This window comes from Arsenicicoccus piscis, from assembly GCF_022568835.1.
In the GTDB taxonomy this organism is placed as follows: Bacteria; Actinomycetota; Actinomycetes; order Actinomycetales; family Dermatophilaceae; genus Arsenicicoccus; species Arsenicicoccus piscis.
Genome location: NZ_JAKZHV010000001.1, coordinates 73,074 through 89,458 on the forward strand (window position 1 = coordinate 73,074; position 16,385 = coordinate 89,458).

Sequence of the window (16,385 nt, forward strand, 5' to 3'; positions counted from 1 at the left end):
GACGCTCCCTCACCCGGTGATCGCGCGGCCGGTGATGGACCGCAACGGGGTGCTGGGCCGCCAGACCATGAGGTCCTGGCCGGTGGCCCGCCGACGGCGCGGGCGCTGACCCGCGCGGACCGCGACGACCTCGCCCGCGACGCCGGCCGCGAAGACACGCTGGCCGTAGTGCACCTGGGCGCGCAGCGCCTCGACCTCCTCGACGACCGACTCGAGCCGGTCGGAGAGGTCGGCGACCTTGCGCTGCAGCGCCAAGATCTGGCGGATGCCGGCGAGGCTCACGCCCTCCTCCTGGGAGAGGCGCTGGATCTGGCGCAGCTGGGCCACGTCGCGCGCGGAGTAGCGGCGACCGCCACCGCCCGCGCGCTGCGGGGTGACCAGGCCGAGCCGGTCGTACTGACGCAGCGTCTGGGCGTGCATCCCGGCCAGCTGGGCCGCCACCGAGATGACGAACAGCGGCGCGTCGTCGTCGGGGGCGAAACCGTGGTCAGCCATCGTGCACCTCTCAGCCTGCGGCGGCCTGGGTCATCAGGTCGGCCCGCGGGTCGACGCCGGACTCCTCGGCCTGCAGCGTCTCGACGGCCGCCTTGGCAGCGTCCGAGAGCTTCTGCGGGACGACGACCTGGACCTTCACGAGCAGGTCGCCGGTGTGGTTGCCCCGGGTGATCCCGCGGCCCTTGACGCGCAGGACGCGACCGCTCGGCGTGCCGGGAGCGACCTTGACCTTCACGGTGCCGCCGCCGAGGAGCGGGACGGCCACGGTCGCGCCGAGAGCGGCCTCCGCGAAGGTGACCGGGAGGTCTACCTGAAGGTTGTCGGCCTCGCGGGTGAAGACGGGGTGCGGGCGCACGTGCACGGTCAGCATCAGGTCGCCGCGCTCGACGCCGGGGCCGCCGTCGCCGCCCTTGCCGCGCAGCCGGATCTTTTGACCGTCCCTGACACCAGCGGGAATTCGCGTGGTGATGCGCTCGCCGTCGGCGGCCGAGAGGGTGAGCTTCTCGCCCGAGACGGCCTGGCCGAGGCTGATCGTCGTCTCGGCGTTGACGTCCGGGCCCTTGCGCGGTCCGGTCGGCGCGCCGTAGCCGCCGGGGCCGTAGCCGCCGCCGGTGAACCCGCCCTGGCCGAACATGCCGAGCAGGTCCTCGATGCTCGGCGAGGCGCCGCCGGCTCCCCCGCCGAAGGTGCCGGTGTAGGAGCCGGCACCGGGGGCACCGGTGCCGAAGCGGGTCCCGCCCGCCGCACCGCCGAACAGGTCGCTGAAGACGTCCTCGAAGCCGCCCGCCGAGCCGCCTGCGCCGGGCGCGAATCGCGCTCCGCCGTGGGCCATCTGACGGATGGCGTCGTACTGCTGGCGCTGCTCGGGGTCGGAGAGCACGCCGTAGGCCTCACCGACCTCCTTGAACTTCTTCTCGGCCGACTCGTCGCCAGGGTTGCGGTCCGGGTGAAGCGTGCGCGCCAGCTTGCGGTAGGTCTTCTTGATGGTCTCCGCGTCGGCGTCGGGCGGGACGCCGAGGATGGCGTAGAAGTCTTTCTCGAACCAGTCCTGGCTCGCCATGGGCGTCTCCTCGACAAACGTTGTGGGGTGGTGCACCCGGGGCCACCGTCCTCGCGAAGGAGGAGGTGGCCCCGAGCGATCTACTGCGGGTCGGCGACCGAGACGCGAGCCGCGCGCAGCACCCGATCGTGCTGCTTGAAGCCCGGCTGGAGCACCTGCACGATCGTCGTGTCGGTCGCGCCCTCGGGGAGCTCGGCCTGGACGTGCATCAGGGCCTCGTGCCGGCTCGGGTCGAAGGCCTCTCCCGGCTCACCGAACCGGGTGAGCCCGAAGCGACCCAGCGCGCTCTCGAGCTTCTCGGAGATCGACGCGAACGGGGTGCCCGCCTCGAGGTCTCCGTGCTGGCGAGCCAGGTGGATCTCGTCGAGGACCGGGAGCAGACCCTCCAGGACGGAGGCCACCCCCAGGTCCTTGACGAGCACCTTGTCGCGGTCGACGCGCTTCTTGTAGTTGACGTACTCGGCCTGCAGGCGCTGCAGGTCCGCGAGCCGCTCGGCCGCAAGCACCGTGTCCGGGTGGGCGCCGGAGGCCTTGGCCTCCTGCGCGTCGAACCCGGCGTCCATGGCCGCGGACTCCTCGGGGCTGAACGGATCCTCCGGGAGCACCTCGCCCTCGCGGGCGGCGTCCTCCGGCTCGCGGCCGGTGTCGTCCGGCTCGCGGGCGTTGTCGTCACTCATGCAGACCTCCTCGTGGTCGACGGTGCGTCGATCACTTCGTCTTCTTGTCGTCCTCGTCGTCCACGACCTCGGCGTCGACGACGTCGTCGTCGGCCTGGGCCTGCTCACCGGCACCAGCGCCCGTACCGGCGTCGCCGCCGGCAGCACCGGCCGCGTTGGCCTCCTCGGACTGCTTGGCGTAGAGCGCGGCCCCGAGCTTCTGGGACTCCTCGGACAGCGTGGTGGCCTTGGCGCTCACGTCCTCGGCGGGCGCCTCGGCGTTGGCCAGGGTCTCCTTGAGGTCCTTGAGCGCCTCGTCGACCGGGCCGCGGCCGTCCGCCACCTTGTCGCCGTTCTCGGCGAGGAACTTCTCGGTGGAGTAGACCAGCTGCTCGGCGTTGTTGCGGCTCTCGGCCTGCTCGCGACGGGCCTTGTCCTCGTCGGCGTGCGCCTCGGCGTCCTTGACCATGCGGTCGATCTCGTCCTTGGACAGGGCCGAGCCGCCGGAGATGGTCATCGACTGCTCCTTGCCCGTGCCCTGGTCCTTGGCGGACACGTGCACGATGCCGTTGGCGTCGATGTCGAAGGTGACCTCGATCTTCGGCATGCCGCGGGGGGCCGGGGCGATGCCGGTCAGCTCGAAGGTGCCCAGACCCTTGTTCTGCTGGGCCAGCTCGCGCTCACCCTGGAAGACCTGGATCAGCACGGACGGCTGGTTGTCGTCGGCGGTCGTGAAGACCTCCGAGCGCTTGGTCGGGATCGCCGTGTTGCGCTCGATGAGCTTGGTGAACAGCCCACCCTTGGTCTCGATACCGAGGGAAAGCGGGGTGACGTCGATGAGCAGGACGTCCTTGCGCTCACCCTTGAGGACACCCGCCTGCAGGCTGGCGCCGAGGGCGACGACCTCGTCGGGGTTGACACCCTTGTTGGGCTCCTTGCCGGTCAGCTCCTTGACGAGGTTCGAGACCGCGGGCATGCGGGTCGAGCCACCGACGAGGATGACGTGGGCGATGTCCGAGACGTTGATGCCGGCGTCCTTGATGACGTTGTTGAACGGCGTCTTGGTGCGGTCCAGCAGGTCCGAGGTCATCTGCTCGAACTGGGCGCGCGACAGCGTCTCGTCGAGGTGGATCGGGCCGTTCTCGCTCATCGAGAGGTACTGCAGGTTGATGTTGGTGCTGTTCGCGGAGGACAGCTCCTTCTTGGCCTGCTCGGCGGCGTCGCGCAGACGCTGCATCGCGATCTTGTCGTTCGCGAGGTCTACCCCGGTGTTGTTCTTGACCGTGGTCAGCAGGTGCTTGACGATGCGGTCGTCCCAGTCGTCGCCACCGAGGCGGTTGTCACCGTTGGTCGCGCGGACCTGGATGGTGGCGAAGCCGTCCTCGGCGTCCTTGCCGACCTCGAGGAGGGACACGTCGAAGGTGCCACCACCGAGGTCGAAGACGAGGATGAGCTCGTCCTCCTTGCCCTTGTCGAGGCCGTAGGCGAGGGCCGCAGCGGTCGGCTCGTTGACGATGCGCAGCACGTTGAGGCCCGCGATCTCACCGGCCTCCTTGGTGGCCTGACGCTCGGCGTCGTCGAAGTAGGCGGGGACCGTGATGACGGCGTCGGTCACGGCCTCACCGAGGTAGGACTCGGCGTCGCGCTTCAACTTCTGCAGGATGCGGGCGCTGATCTCCTGCGCGGTGTAGGTCTTGCCGTCGATCTCGGTGCTCCAGTCGGTGCCCATGTGGCGCTTGACCGAGCGGATGGTGCGGTCGACGTTGGTGACGGCCTGACGCTTCGCGATCTCGCCGACGAGAACCTCGCCGTTCTTGCTGAAAGCCACCACGGAGGGGGTTGTGCGACCACCCTCGGCGTTGGCGATGATGGTGGGCTCCCCGCCCTCGAGGACGGCGACGGCCGAGTTGGTGGTACCGAGGTCGATGCCTACTGCACGAGCCATGTAGATGACGCTCCTTAGTGCGATGGGTCTGCGGGGTCGGAAGGCCCCTCAGGTTGAGTGTCCAGCACTCAAGTTATGACCGTGGCCGCACGTTGTGCAACCCGACATCAGCGAACTTGAGTCTACTCCGCTCAACTACGGTCGCCCGGTCGATGTTCCCGGGTGGGTGAACTCTTTTGGCGGTGCGGTTGGGTGCTGTCGGGGGGCCGTCGGGTGTGCTGTGGAGTGTGCCGTGGGGCCCGCGTGAATCCGCGCAGGAAACCGTGAGGCGCCGCCCTCCCGACCCTGCGCACCTCACGGCAACGTGCGCGGTCTACAGGTTCGTGCGCGGATTCACGCCCCGAGGTCGCCTTCGATGAGTCGCGAGGGGGCGCTCAGTGGAGACCGAGCCGGTACATGCGTTCCTGGCCGTACGAGGAAAAGCCCATGCGTCGGAGGATGGGCGAACTCGTCTCCACCCGACCGAAGCTCAGCGCCATCGAAGCGCCCTGGCGGGTGGCGTAGTCCACGCGAGCATCGACGAGCTGCCGTTAGATCCCTCGCCCGCGGTAGGGCTCCCGAACGCTGCCCCCTCCGAAGCGGGCGACACCGTGGACGATCTCCAGACCGGCTGTGCCGACGGGTACTCCGTCCAGCGTTGCGAGCAGGACGCCCCCGCGCCCCGCGTCCAGGGCCTCCTGTCCGTCGCGGGCCCGCTGAGCCATAGCCTCCTCCAGCTCCGGCCCCTCCGGGAGCGCGCCGCCGAAGGCCTCGACCATGATCCGAGCGATGCTCAAGGCGATGTCCGGCGTTGTGCGCCAGGCGAACTCCACACCAGTCAAGGGGTGGATGTCCTTGCGCTCCTCCTGCCTGCCGAGCGCCATGGCTAGGACGTCGCAGGTGTCAACGAGCTCGGCACCACGTCGCTGGAGAGCTTCGTCGAGGTCAGGCGGGGAGGACAGCTTCGAGTAGACGAGCAGCGTCGGATCCTCGAACAGGCGGGCTCGGTGGACGACTTCGTCCGGCACCTCGTCCGTGGGTCGGCCCGCCCGAAGCCACAGCAGCTGCGCGAGGTCTGGCGCCCCGTAGGGCAGCCGAACGAGCTTGTAGTCGTCCGTCACGATCTCCTCGGGGCCAGGTGGACCCGAGAGTATCCAGGCATCCGAGGCGGCCGCGACGGCAACGGCGGACAGGTCGGTCATGCGGCAAGGCTAGGGGCGGTCCGACGCCGCTCCGGGATCCGGTTGCAGGTGGCCGGTCTCAAGCTTGTAGTCGGTGATGGCCAGTGCCAGCTGCAGCTCGGCGATGGTGCGCCGCAGCCGGTCGCGGTGGGTGAGGACGAGGGTACGGACCCGGGGGTCGTGCTGGCCGTGCTCGTCGAGCAGGCGGCACAGCTCAGCGAGCGTCCGCATCGACATCCCCGAGATGCGCAGCCGCGAGACGGGCAGGATCCGCTGCTCGGCGTCGGCGTCGTAGCGGCGCTGCCCGCGGGCCGTGCGCGCCACGCGGACCAGCCCTTCGCGCTCGTAGTACCGGAGCGCGTGCTCCCCGAGCCCCGAGAAGGCGACCATCTGCCCCATCGACAGGCCCTGCGCCGGCACGGGCGGCACCGCGGCCGCGGCGATCTCCTCGCGCGTGGGCAGGTCCGTGGGGTCCTCGACGAGTCGCGCTATCGCCGCCTCGACGAGCTCGGCCAGCCCCGCCTCGTGTCCCCTCATAGGCGCCACCGTACCGACCTTGACCTCGCGCGCACTCCAGCTCCTAGCGTCGCGAACGTCGACCGCGACCACGGATCGACACCCACCGCCCGGACCGCCCGGTCGCGGACGCTGCTGGAGAACCCGAAGGACACGAACCATGACCCCACCGACCACCCCTGACCCGGGCGACGACCTCCTCCGCGCCGAGGAGAAGGCGCGCGCCCTCATGGGTGCGCGGTGGACGCGCGGCGTCATGCCCTCGCAGGCGGGGCGTCGCGTGCTCGTCACCGGCGGGACCCGTGGCCTCGGCCGCAGCGTGGCCACGGCACTTGCCGCCCGTGGGGCACATGTCGTCATCACGGGAACGCAGCCACGACAGGCCATCGCCGTCGCATCCGAGATCGAGGCGAGCCTCCGCGGCAAGGGCGCACCGGCCGGCTCCGTGATGGGACTTGGTCTGGATCTCGCCGACCTGGACGACGTCGGGGCTCTCGCGGAGCAGCTGACGGCCCCGATCGACTGCCTTGTCGACAACGCGGGCATCATGTGGGGCCCGTACGCCACGACCAACCTCGGCGTCGAGCGCCAGCTCGCCGTGAACTTCCTCGGTCACTTCGCCCTGGTTGGGCGGCTGTTGCCCCGGCTGATGGCGGGGCGGGCGCCGCGCGTCGTGTCCCTGTCGAGCACGTACCACCGCTACGGCGACCTGAGGCCGACGTCCCTCGACGTCACCGCTGACGCTTACCGACCGAATGCCGCCTACGGCGCGTCGAAGCTCGCCACGCTGGCCTTCGCTCGCGAGCTCGGGCGATGGGCGCGATGGCACGGCCTGCCCCTGACGAGCGTCGCCGCACACCCGGGATGGGCCGACACCGAGCTGCAGACGCTCCAGGTGCCCCGGGCGCAGCGGTGGCTGATGCGGGTGGCCAATGCCACCCTCGCCGTCCCGGTCGATGTCGGAGCGGATCCGATCCTGTGCGCTGCCAGCGCACCGGGTCTGCCGAGCGGAGTCTTCGTCGGCCCATCACGGCTCGGCGGCTATCGCGGGGCGCCGGGCATCGCCACGTCCACGGCTGCGGCGAACGACCCTGCGGCCGCCGCGCGCCTGTGGGAATGGGCGAGCGCCCGCACCGGAATTCGCTACCTGGACTCCTGACCCTGCCGTGGCGCCGATGGGCTCGCCGAGCGACCGGACGAGCCCCGGTCACGGCGTCGCACGACTGACCTACCGCAGAGCGCCATCAGCGGCGGATCGCCGCCACGGCTTCGACCTCGACGAGCTGGTGGTCGTAACCCAGGACCGTCACCCCGAGCAGCGTGCTGGGCGGGTCGTGCGGCGCAAGGGCGTCCCGGTACGCCTCCCAGGCGGCGCCGAGATCCTGCTGATCCGCGCTCGCGACGAGCACGCGGGTGCTGACGAGGTCGGTGATATCGGCCGAGAGCTCTGCCAGCACGGTGCGCAGGTTTGCCACGCACTGCTCGCCTGGCGTCGGTAGTCCCCGATCCCGACGGTCGAGCCGGACGCGTCCAGCGGGCAGGAGCCGGCGAGGAAGACGAGCCTGGCCCCCTGGGGGACGACAGCGGCGTACGCGTACTGCGCCACATCGGACAGGACACTGGAGCGGATCAGGTCGGCCGGCATGTTCGCCAGTATTGCGATGCTGGCGTTCTGCTGTCGTCTGACTTTCGAGGGCTCCATGACGCTGCGACCGCCAGCGGGTCGTGATGGTGGTCCGGTGACATGTCCGGCGGGAATCTACAGTCCCGCCGCGCCCCGCGTGAATCCGCGCACGAATCCGTGAGGCGCCGCCCTCCCGACCCTGCGCACCTCACGGAAACGTGCGCGGTCTACGGGTTCGTGCGCGGATTCACACCCCGAGTTCACTTCAATGGTCCGCGCCTTCCGCACGCACCGACGAGTCCCAGGCCCACGACGTCTTCCTGGGCAGGGGGCCCAGTGGGGCGCGGCCGCAGCAGTAGAGCAGCACGTCGCCCGGCGCGCCCTCTGGCGCATCGGGGAAAAGGCGATCGAGGACGGCTCGAGACAGGTCTGTCGGCGGCCGCCACTCAAAGCCAAGCCCTTGGGCGATGTCGTAGGTATGCACCAGCACCTCGACCGCCCCCATGGCCGCGAAGCCGTGGGGATCAGAGGTCCCGTTGGGGTGCCAGCCACGACTGCTCGACGGAGTCAGGACCACGGCGTTCTGCAACAACGCGCCGCACATGACGACGGCGTCCATCAGCTGGCGGTTCGTCGCGTCCTTGTCGACGACGACCTCGATCGGCAGATAGCCGTCCGCGGGCTGTGCGAGCACCTGAGATGCGTACGAGAAAAGGTCATCCGCGACGTGGGCCGCGGTGTCCCGGCAGGACCACGTCACATCGCCCGACGGAACATCCCACGACTCTCCGAGCGCAGACTGCAGCGCGTCGTTCATCGTCTTCGTGGCGGCTCCGACCAGCTCAGTGGACTGCATGCTACGACCCTAGGGCACGGCGCCGACACCCTGACGTGGTCCGGGCGGGGCAGCGACCTCGACTTCACGCTTGGTCCCCGATCGTCTCCTCACGCCATGAGCAGACAAAGGCTGACGAAGAGCATGATTGCTGCCGTCACTCCGTGAACACCGAAGCCAACGGCGCGGGATCCGTTGCAGCCGAGGACGATCAGTGCGTCACCGACAGGTAACCCGGTAGCCACGAGCAGGAACCATGCCAGCACGTGGGGCGTGCCAACCAGGATGATGACCAGCAATAGAAGTCCTGAGACGACATCCCGAACGGCTTTCACGGCCAGCCAGGAGCGGAGGGCGGGGTCCGCGGTCGGTGTGTCGGGGATGCCGAATCCGGTGGCCGCCTCGGCCGGCGCACACAGGAGACGAACACCCACGCCGATGATCCCGACGCCGATCAGGACTGCGAGCACTGTTGCGACCGTCGTCAGCATGCGGACAGCTCCTCGACGAAGTGGTTGTCGTGGGCGGCGTGCAGCCGAGCCAGATCGTCCTCGTCTGCTCCGGCGAGCTGGGCGAAGTACTCCTCGCGCGGCACTCCGGGCCACAGGAGCATGAGCAGCGTGGCCGGCTCCTCACGCGTCTTCCGTAGACCGTGCACGTGGCCGGCCGCGGCGTGCGCCGTCTGACCTGGCCTCAGCGTGCGCCACGTCGCGCCGTCGAAGTAGTCGATCTCCCCCTCCTCGACCACGAACGTCTCGTTGAAGGTGGTGTGGAAGTGGGGCGACGGCCCACGACTGGAGGCGGCGAGACGCCAGCGATAGAGACTGGCTGCCCCGCCGGTGTCGGTGGCTGAGGCGAGCACCTCGATGGTGGATCCGCTGGGGCCCAGATGGATCAGCTGGTTCATAAGGGGAGTCTGGAACGGCGATGCAGCCACCCGCCCACGATTCGGCGGTGCCCTAATAATGAGTGCGTGATCCGTTATCGCCTGGGCGCGGGTGCGGCGAGCGTCCGGTGGGCGATGTCGCCCATCCATGAGGTGGTCAGCCTGGCCAGGCTCCTCACCGAGCCGCAGCGCCACCCGCTCTACGCGCAGTGGCTGCGGCGGCGCAGCCACCGGCTCGCCGGCCTGGACCTGACGGCTCTGACGGTCTACATGGGCGATGGCACGTATCGTCCCGATTTCCTCGACCCGTCCCCGATCTGCAGCGAGCCGACCTTCGAGGAGGGGCTGGATGCCCTGCTCGCCACGCCGATCGAGCAGGTCTACGCCGAGCTCGTCGACGCGACGAGGGGCTGGGAACCGCGGGAACGCCACCGGATGCTCGACGACCCCGGGCGGGCACGGTCCGAGGCTGCGGCCGCGCTGCGTCGGCTGTGGCGGGCGGGCGTGGAGCCGGAGTGGCCGTCCATGCGCCAGGCGCTGCGCGCCGAGATGCTGGACCGAGCACTCCAGGTCAGCCGGGAGAGCCTGCGCGCGGTCGTCCCCCGGGGTGCGTCCCATAGCGTGGTGGCATTCCCGCGGTGGTCGCGACGCTGGTGAGGGGGTCATCGCGGGTGCCTCCAGATTCCGCCAAGAACCAAGGATCCGCGATGACCGCTGCCCAGTCTGCCTTGTCTGCTCTGATCGGTGAACTCCTGACCGATCCCGACCTGGCCCACGACCAGGTGTTCCGCCGCCTGCTGCAGGCCGGTCTGCAAGACCTCGTCGACGCCGAGGCCACGGTCAAGATCGGCGCCGACCGCTACGAACGCACCCCAGAGCGCACCACCCGCCGCAACGGCACGCGCACCAAGGTGGTCGCGACCCCGGCCGGTGAGCTGGCGGTCGCGATCCCCAAGCTGCGCGAGGGATCGTTCTTCCCGTGCCTGTTGAACCCACGCCGGCGGGTGGACAAGGCGTTGTACGCGGTGATCTGCACCGCCTGGATCGAAGGAGTGTCCACCCGCAAGGTCGACCAGCTCGTCAAGGCCCTGGGCAACGAGTCCGGGATCAGCAAGTCCACCGTGTCCCGCATCTGCGAAGACATCGACACCGCCGTGCACACCTTCTTGACCCGCCCGCTGGACCACACCTGGTTCCCCTACGTGTACCTCGACGCCACCTACCTCGACGTCCGCCACGGCGGACGGGTCGTGTCCCAGGCCGTGGTCACCGCGATCGGTGTCTCAGCCCATGGCCGCCGCGAGATCCTCGGCATGGCCGTCGGGGACAGCGAGACCACCGACTTCTGGACCGAGTTCCTGCGCGGCCTGCGCGCCCGCGGGCTGAACCCCAGCAAGCCCGGGCACCCCGAAGGCGTGGCCCTGGTGATCAGTGACGCCCACGCCGGCCTCAAGGCCGCGGTCAAGGCCGTGCTGCCTGGTGCCGGCTGGCAACGCTGCCGGGTCCACTTCGCCCGCAACGTCACCCAGACCCTGGGCTCGGCGCACTCCAAACCGATCAACGCGCTGATCAGCACGATCTTCGCCCAGACCAGCCCCGAAACGGTCCGCGAGACCTACCACCAGGTCACCGCCTCACTGGAAGCGACGCTGCCGCAGATCGCGGCCATGCTGACCGAGGCCGAGAAGGACCTGACCGCGTTCGCCACGTTCCCCACCGATCACTGGAAGAAGATCTGGTCGAACAACCCCATCGAACGCTGCAACACCGAGATCAAACGCCGAGCCGACGTCGTCCAGGTCTTCCCCAACCGCGAGTCCGTCACCCGCCTCATCGGCGCGGTCCTGCTCGAGCAACACGAAGAATGGCAGTACGGCGAACGCCGCTACCCGTCCGACATCAGCATGCGACGCCTCCTGACCACCCTCACCGCTGAACACACCCCCACCGCCCTGACCGCCTGAAAAACACCACCCGACGGGACTTGACCGTCCCCCGCCTGCACCCCACGTTGTCGTGCGACGCGCACGACATCACGGTCGACACTGGCGTCGACGTCGAGGCGGACTGCACGGCAGGAGTCATCCTCGTCCCGTCCCTGTTCATCACCGACCGGGTGCAGTGCACCACCTCGGACCACTGATCGCGCGCGATCTACTATCCAGCGCCGGGACGCTACCTCTGGGTAGAACCCGCTACACCCCCTTCGCTGGATCGGCTGCTCGGAGCCACCCGGGCGAAGATCCTCGCCGCCCTCGCCACCCCGATGCAGACCTCGGTCGTCGCGCGGCTGATGGGCGTCACGGCGCCGACGGCCAGCGAACACCTCACGGTGCTTCGCGAAGCCGGCCTGATCGACAGCACCCGAGCCGGCCGCACGACCCTGCACGAGCTGACCAGACGTGGGCGGGCCCTGCTGGAGTGACGCCCGTCGACGCGTGAATCCGCGCACGGAACTGGGAGACGCCGCCCTCCCGACCCTGCGCACTTCACGCGAACGTGCGCGGTCTACGGGTTCGTGCGCGGATTCACGCACACCGAGGGCACCTCGACGATCCGCCACTCGGCACCACGTCGCTGGAGAGCCTCGTCGGGGAGTATCCGAGAAACGGTGTAAGTGGCTCCATCGCCCGCAAGGGCAGGAGGAGTCATGATGACCGAGACAACCACCACCAGCAGCAGTGCGGAGGCCGTGGAGTCGGCCAGACTGGAGACTGTGACCCCAAACCCACCACCACCGCAGGATGAGCCGGCCGAGCTGGACAAGGCTCAGCGTGAAGCCGTCGCGCAGATGGTGCGCCAGGCCAAGGACGCCGGTATCGCCCTGACCGGCCCCGACGGCCTCCTCAAGACCCTCACGGCGCAGATCGTCGAAGCAGCCCTCGACGAAGAACTCAACGAGCACCTGGGCTATGACAAGCATGATCCCGTCGGTCGCGGGTCGGGCAACTCCCGCAACGGCACCCGCTCGTAGACGGTGATCACCGACAACGTCGGTGCCGTCAACATCCGGGTGCCGCGGGATCGCAATGGCACGTTCGAGCCACAGTTGGTCACCAAGCGCCAACGCCGGTTGTCGGACATGGACGCCATGGTGCTGTCGCTGTTCGCGAAGGGCCTGACGACTGGGGAGATCGCTGCCCACTTCGCGGAGGTCTACGGGACCTCGGTGTCGAAGGACACGATCAGCCGGATCACCGACCGCGTCGTCGACGAGATGAACACGTGGATGGCCCGCCCGTTGGAGCCGATCTACGCGGCGGTCTTCATCGACGCGATCGTGGTCAAGGTCAGGGATGGGCAGGTCCGTAACCAGCCCTACTACGCCGCGATCGGTGTCGACCTCGACGGGCACAAGGACATTCTGGGGATCTGGCCCGGGCAGGGCGATGGGGAGTCGGCGAAGTTCTGGTTTGCCTGCCTGACCGAGTTGAAGAACCGAGGCGTCAAGGACGTGTTCTTCATGGTCTGCGACGGGTTGAAGGGCCTGCCCGACAGCATCGGGTCCGTGTTCCCCGCCGCGAAGGTCCAGACCTGCATCATCCACCTGCTGCGCAACAGCTTCAGCTATGCCTCGAAGCGGCACTGGCCCGAGATCGCCGCCAACCTCAGGCCCGTTTACGAAGCATCCACCCCGGCCGATGCGGAGCGGGCGTTCGAACAGTTCGCCGAGAAGTGGGGCAAGGCCTACCCCGCGATGATCAGGCTCTGGCGCAACGCCTGGACCGAGTTCATCCCGTTCCTGGACTACGACGTCGAGATCCGCAAAGTTCTCTGTTCCACGAACGCGATCGAGAGTCTCAATGCCAGGTTCCGCAGGGCGGTGAGGGCCCGCGGTCACTTCCCGAACGAGCAGGCCGCGTTGAAGACGCTCTACCTGACCGTGAGATCGTTGGACCCCAAGGGCACCGGCCAGACCCGCTGGGGGATGCGCTGGAAGCCAGCGTTGAACGCGTTCGCCGTCACCTTCGCTGACCGCATGCCCGCGGCCAGCACCCACCAGTAACGAAAACGCCACTTACACCGATAATCGGATAGTCCCCCTCGTCGTGGGTCAGGCGGGAGGACTGCTTTGAGGGCGCCTTCAGGGGTGGACGAGGGTGAAGAACTCGGTCACCACGGTGGCGTCGTTGATGTCGCGCAGGCCCCACTCCTGAAGGTGTGGGGCGTAGTGCTGGGCGTGCGCGCGGCGCCAGTACGCAAGAGACAGGTCCCCCTCGCCCTCCGCGATGGCGATGCGCTCAGGCACATCCAGGAATCGATGTGTCTCGACGCGGTCGGTGCGCAGGATGAGGCGGGGTCGCCCGTTGCCATCCAGGGCGATCCAGTGGTCGCCCACCTGCGGAAGTGCATCGCCCGCGGTGGCGTAGTCCTCCGCGAGCCCGCTGCCGGCGGTCTTCGCGCCGGCGAGGTAGAGGTCGATCAGCCGATCCGCGATGTCCGGGCTGCCGGGGGTCCCGGCGATGACCGATCCCTCGGACGCCACTACATCGGGGTGGTCGGTCAGAAACGCCTGCCAGAACTCCTCCTGCTCGGGTGTCAACGCCACCCGGACACCCTAGACCGATCGTCCGCTCCTCGACATGAGGGTGCAGTCACCGTGAATCCGCGCACGAAACCGTGAGACGCCGCCCTCCCGACCCTGCGCACCTCACGCGAACGTGCGCGATCTACGGGTTCGTGCGCGGATTCACGCGCGAGGACACCTCGACGGTCCGCGCGGCCGCTCTGGGCGACCCTGCGGCACAGTCCAACTCGTGCTTTGATGAGGAGGTCGATCGACCACCATGAACGTGCACCAACGAGAGGTTCACTCGTGACCACTGCTAACGACATCCCCGCCACCATGAAGGCCGTCGTCATGAACGCGCCCGGTGACGTCACCGTCGAGACCATCGACGTCCCGCGCGTCGTCAAGCCCTCCGACGTCGTCATCAAGCTCGCGGCGGCGTGCGTGTGCGGCTCCGACCTGTGGCCCTACCGCGGTCACGAGGAGGTCGACCACCGCTTCATGGGCCACGAGTACGTCGGCACCATCGTCGAGAAGGGCGACGACGTCGCCACGCTCGAGCTGGGCGACTTCGTCATCGGCTCCTTCATGCTCTCCGACGGCACCTGCGAGATCTGCGAGGCCGGCTACCCGTCGCGGTGCGCCAACGCCGGCAGCTACACCGGCAGCCAGGCGCAGTACATGCGGGTAGAGCTGGCCGACGGCTCCCTGGTGAAGGTCCCGGGCGGCGAGCCGGAGGACCCCGAGAAGCTGGCCGACTACCTCGCCGCCTCCGACGTGCTCGGCACGGGCTGGTACGCCGCCGTCGCCGCCAACGCCGGCCCGGGCAAGACGATCGCGGTCGTCGGCGACGGCGCGGTCGGGCTGTGCGCCGTGCTCGCCGCGAAGACCCTCGGTGCCGAGCAGGTCATCGCCTTCTCCCGGCACGAGGACCGCGCGGCGCTGGCTCGCGAGTTCGGCGCCGACGTCGTCATCGCCGAGCGCGGTGACGAGGGCGCGGCCAAGGTCAAGGAGCTCACCAACGGCTACGGCGCCCACGGTGTGTGCGAGGCCGTCGGCACCCAGGGGTCGATGGACCAGGCGCTGGCGTCAGTGCGCCCCGGCGGCTACATCGGCTTCGTCGGCGTCTCGCACGACCAGACGATCGACGGCCTGAACCTGTTCTTCCACGAGGTCCACCTCGAGGGCGGCCCTGCGCCGGTGCGCCGCTTCCTGCCGGACCTGATCAAGCGCATCCAGGCCGGCGAGATCCACCCCGGCAAGGTGTTCACCAAGCGGCTGCCGCTCGATGAGGCGGCCGAGGCCTACAAGGCGATGGACGAGCGGCGCGAGATCAAGGTGCTTCTCGAGGTCTGACCGAGCCTGCACCTGCTCACGATCGGGCCCCCTGCAGCTGCGCGAGCATCTCGCCCAGGGAGGCATCGATGGAGCGGTAGGTCACGCCCAGTTCGTCTCGGGTGCGGGTGGTGGCCAGCTGGAGGGGGTGCCCCACGTTGTCGCGCACGTAGGCGCGGTCCATCCCCGCCAGCGGCGCGACAAGGACCGCGAGCTGCTTGGGCAGGGCACGAGTGGCCACCAGCCGAGGACGGGTCGCGTGCGGCTGGAGCCGGCGTCCGAGGTCTACGAGATCGGTGGCCTCGGCCGCCACCAGGTAGCGCCCGTGCGCTTCTGGCGTGTAGGCGGCGGCGATGTGGGCCGCCGCGACGTCGCGCACGTCGACGACCGTCATGGCGAGGTTCGGGACACCGAACCGGCCTCGGCCCCCAGCGAGCTGCTGCACGATCGCGAAGCTCTCGCTCGTCGGCTGGTCGTTGAGGGCGGGTCCCACGACCAGCCCGGGATTGACCGTCACGAGCTCCCACTGGTCCTGCTCCTTCGCCTGGTCCCAGGCGGCCCGCTCTGCCAAGGTCTTGGAGTAGGGATAGGGCTCGTGCGTGAGGCTGGACGTGGCGTTCCAGCAGGACTCGTCCAGCCGCCCACCCGTCGCGGACAGCTCGACGGCGTCGCCGTACATCGCCGCCACGGAGCTCGTCAGGACCACCCGACGAACGGTCGGCGTGCGACTGGCGGTGCGTAGCACGTTGGTCGTCCCCTGCACGGCGGGGTCGACGAGGTCCTTCTGGGGGTCCGACACGTCGCGCACGAACGGCGACGCCGTGTGGTAGACCACGCGGGTGCCCTGCATGGCCTCGTCGAACGCCCCCTCGGTCAGCAGGTCCGCGTCGAAGAAGCGGATCTGCCCGGGCGACCGGTCGGCGATCGCGGTGAGGTGGGCCAGTCGGGCCGTCTTGGACGCGTCGCGCACGGTGGCGTGCACGGTCACGCCCGCCTCGAGCAGGTCCTTGATGATCCAGCCGGCGACGTAGCCGGTGGCGCCCGTGACCAGGACGGGCTCGGTGGTGTCGATCTGGAGAGGGTTCATAGGTCCTACGGTGTAGCTATGCCATCACTGATGTCCAGGATCGCCCTGCCGCTCTTCCTGCGCGCCACGCGTGCGAACCGTGCCTACCGGACCGAGGAGGGCGCCCGGGAACGGCTAGCCGACGTGACCACCCGGCCGCGGTCCTACGGGCCACCGCGGTTGCTGCGCAAGGACATTCGCTTCGAGGTGGAGCAGGTCGACGGCTGGCCGGTCTACACGGTGCTGCCGGCGTCGGGGCAGCCGCGAGGCGGGCTGGTCTAAGCGCACGGGGGTGGG

At 69.2% G+C, this 16,385-nt stretch carries 19 protein-coding genes and 1 pseudogene; 8 read left to right on the forward strand and 12 right to left on the reverse strand.

Annotated features, from left to right (window positions below; all coding sequences use genetic code 11):
• Window positions 1–9: 9 nt before the first annotated feature.
• The 6 genes from MM440_RS00375 to MM440_RS00400 form a co-directional block, all read right to left on the reverse strand.
• Complete coding sequence (locus MM440_RS00375; RefSeq protein WP_241441233.1) at window positions 10–495, reverse strand: heat shock protein transcriptional repressor HspR; 486 nt, start codon at window positions 493–495, stop codon at window positions 10–12.
• Window positions 496–505: 10 nt separating this feature from the next.
• Entirely contained in the window at window positions 506–1,555 is a 1,050-nt protein-coding gene (locus MM440_RS00380; protein ID WP_241441234.1) for a DnaJ C-terminal domain-containing protein, read from the reverse strand.
• Window positions 1,556–1,635: 80 nt separating this feature from the next.
• Entirely contained in the window at window positions 1,636–2,232 is a 597-nt protein-coding gene (grpE, locus tag MM440_RS00385) for a nucleotide exchange factor GrpE (protein WP_241441235.1), read from the reverse strand.
• Between the two features lie 31 nt (window positions 2,233–2,263).
• Window positions 2,264–4,156, reverse strand: coding sequence for a molecular chaperone DnaK (gene dnaK / locus MM440_RS00390; protein ID WP_241441236.1), 1,893 nt, complete (start codon window positions 4,154–4,156; stop codon window positions 2,264–2,266).
• A gap of 530 nt (window positions 4,157–4,686) precedes the next feature.
• A complete protein-coding gene (locus MM440_RS00395) occupies window positions 4,687–5,337 on the reverse strand; it encodes a hypothetical protein (protein ID WP_241441237.1) in 651 nt (216 codons plus the stop codon).
• 9 nt (window positions 5,338–5,346) lie between these two features.
• Window positions 5,347–5,853 carry a MerR family transcriptional regulator gene (locus MM440_RS00400; protein WP_241441238.1) on the reverse strand — a complete coding sequence of 169 codons (507 nt, stop codon included), beginning with the start codon at window positions 5,851–5,853 and terminating at the stop codon, window positions 5,347–5,349.
• Window positions 5,854–6,112: 259 nt separating this feature from the next.
• Between MM440_RS00400 and MM440_RS00405 the strand changes: the two genes are divergently transcribed.
• A complete protein-coding gene (locus tag MM440_RS00405; RefSeq protein ID WP_241441239.1) occupies window positions 6,113–6,991 on the forward strand; it encodes an SDR family NAD(P)-dependent oxidoreductase in 879 nt (292 codons plus the stop codon).
• A gap of 85 nt (window positions 6,992–7,076) precedes the next feature.
• Here MM440_RS00405 and MM440_RS17155 read toward each other — a convergent pair whose 3' ends face one another.
• The 4 genes from MM440_RS17155 to MM440_RS00425 all read right to left on the reverse strand — a co-directional run bounded on the left by MM440_RS17155 (window position 7,077) and on the right by MM440_RS00425 (window position 9,198).
• On the reverse strand, window positions 7,077–7,307 hold the full coding sequence (locus MM440_RS17155) for a RidA family protein (protein ID WP_338155583.1): 231 nt from the start codon (window positions 7,305–7,307) through the stop codon (window positions 7,077–7,079).
• Between the two features lie 414 nt (window positions 7,308–7,721).
• Window positions 7,722–8,312: a maleylpyruvate isomerase N-terminal domain-containing protein gene (locus tag MM440_RS00415; protein ID WP_241441240.1), complete on the reverse strand. Its 591-nt coding sequence runs from the start codon at window positions 8,310–8,312 to the stop codon at window positions 7,722–7,724.
• 89 nt (window positions 8,313–8,401) lie between these two features.
• Window positions 8,402–8,782 (reverse strand): DUF4267 domain-containing protein, encoded by a 381-nt coding sequence (locus tag MM440_RS00420; RefSeq protein WP_241441241.1) that lies wholly within the window; start codon window positions 8,780–8,782, stop codon window positions 8,402–8,404.
• A complete protein-coding gene (locus MM440_RS00425) occupies window positions 8,776–9,198 on the reverse strand; it encodes a cupin domain-containing protein (RefSeq protein ID WP_241441242.1) in 423 nt (140 codons plus the stop codon). The genes MM440_RS00420 and MM440_RS00425 overlap by 7 nt, the downstream gene beginning before the upstream one ends.
• A 66-nt stretch (window positions 9,199–9,264) precedes the next feature.
• On the opposite strand from MM440_RS00425, the gene MM440_RS00430 reads away from it, so the two are divergent.
• From MM440_RS00430 to MM440_RS00450, 5 genes and pseudogenes are all read left to right on the forward strand, one after another.
• Window positions 9,265–9,834, forward strand: coding sequence for a hypothetical protein (locus MM440_RS00430; protein ID WP_241441243.1), 570 nt, complete (start codon window positions 9,265–9,267; stop codon window positions 9,832–9,834).
• A gap of 50 nt (window positions 9,835–9,884) precedes the next feature.
• On the forward strand, window positions 9,885–11,141 hold the full coding sequence (locus MM440_RS00435; protein ID WP_241441244.1) for an IS256 family transposase: 1,257 nt from the start codon (window positions 9,885–9,887) through the stop codon (window positions 11,139–11,141).
• A gap of 20 nt (window positions 11,142–11,161) precedes the next feature.
• Window positions 11,162–11,320 carry a hypothetical protein gene (locus MM440_RS00440; protein ID WP_241441245.1) on the forward strand — a complete coding sequence of 53 codons (159 nt, stop codon included), beginning with the start codon at window positions 11,162–11,164 and terminating at the stop codon, window positions 11,318–11,320.
• A gap of 99 nt (window positions 11,321–11,419) precedes the next feature.
• Entirely contained in the window at window positions 11,420–11,602 is a 183-nt protein-coding gene (locus MM440_RS00445; protein ID WP_284285154.1) for an ArsR/SmtB family transcription factor, read from the forward strand.
• Window positions 11,603–11,827: 225 nt separating this feature from the next.
• Window positions 11,828–13,183 (forward strand): annotated as a pseudogene (locus tag MM440_RS00450) (IS256 family transposase).
• A 78-nt stretch (window positions 13,184–13,261) separates the two neighbouring features.
• Here MM440_RS00450 and MM440_RS00455 read toward each other — a convergent pair.
• Window positions 13,262–13,726 (reverse strand): ASCH domain-containing protein, encoded by a 465-nt coding sequence (locus tag MM440_RS00455; RefSeq protein WP_241441247.1) that lies wholly within the window; start codon window positions 13,724–13,726, stop codon window positions 13,262–13,264.
• A 297-nt stretch (window positions 13,727–14,023) separates the two neighbouring features.
• Here MM440_RS00455 and MM440_RS00460 point away from each other — a divergent pair, with 297 nt between their 5' ends.
• Window positions 14,024–15,043 (forward strand): zinc-binding dehydrogenase, encoded by a 1,020-nt coding sequence (locus tag MM440_RS00460; RefSeq protein ID WP_241441702.1) that lies wholly within the window; start codon window positions 14,024–14,026, stop codon window positions 15,041–15,043.
• A gap of 16 nt (window positions 15,044–15,059) precedes the next feature.
• Here the strand turns inward: MM440_RS00460 and MM440_RS00465 are convergent, their stop codons facing one another.
• Window positions 15,060–16,109, reverse strand: a complete 1,050-nt coding sequence (locus MM440_RS00465) for an NAD-dependent epimerase/dehydratase family protein (RefSeq protein WP_241441248.1) — start codon at window positions 16,107–16,109, stop codon at window positions 15,060–15,062.
• Window positions 16,110–16,139: 30 nt separating this feature from the next.
• On the opposite strand from MM440_RS00465, the gene MM440_RS00470 reads away from it, so the two are divergent.
• The gene (locus MM440_RS00470) at window positions 16,140–16,370 is read left to right on the forward strand and encodes a hypothetical protein (protein WP_241441249.1); all 231 of its coding nucleotides are present in this window, start codon (window positions 16,140–16,142) and stop codon (window positions 16,368–16,370) included.
• The last annotated feature ends 15 nt before the right edge of the window (window positions 16,371–16,385 follow it).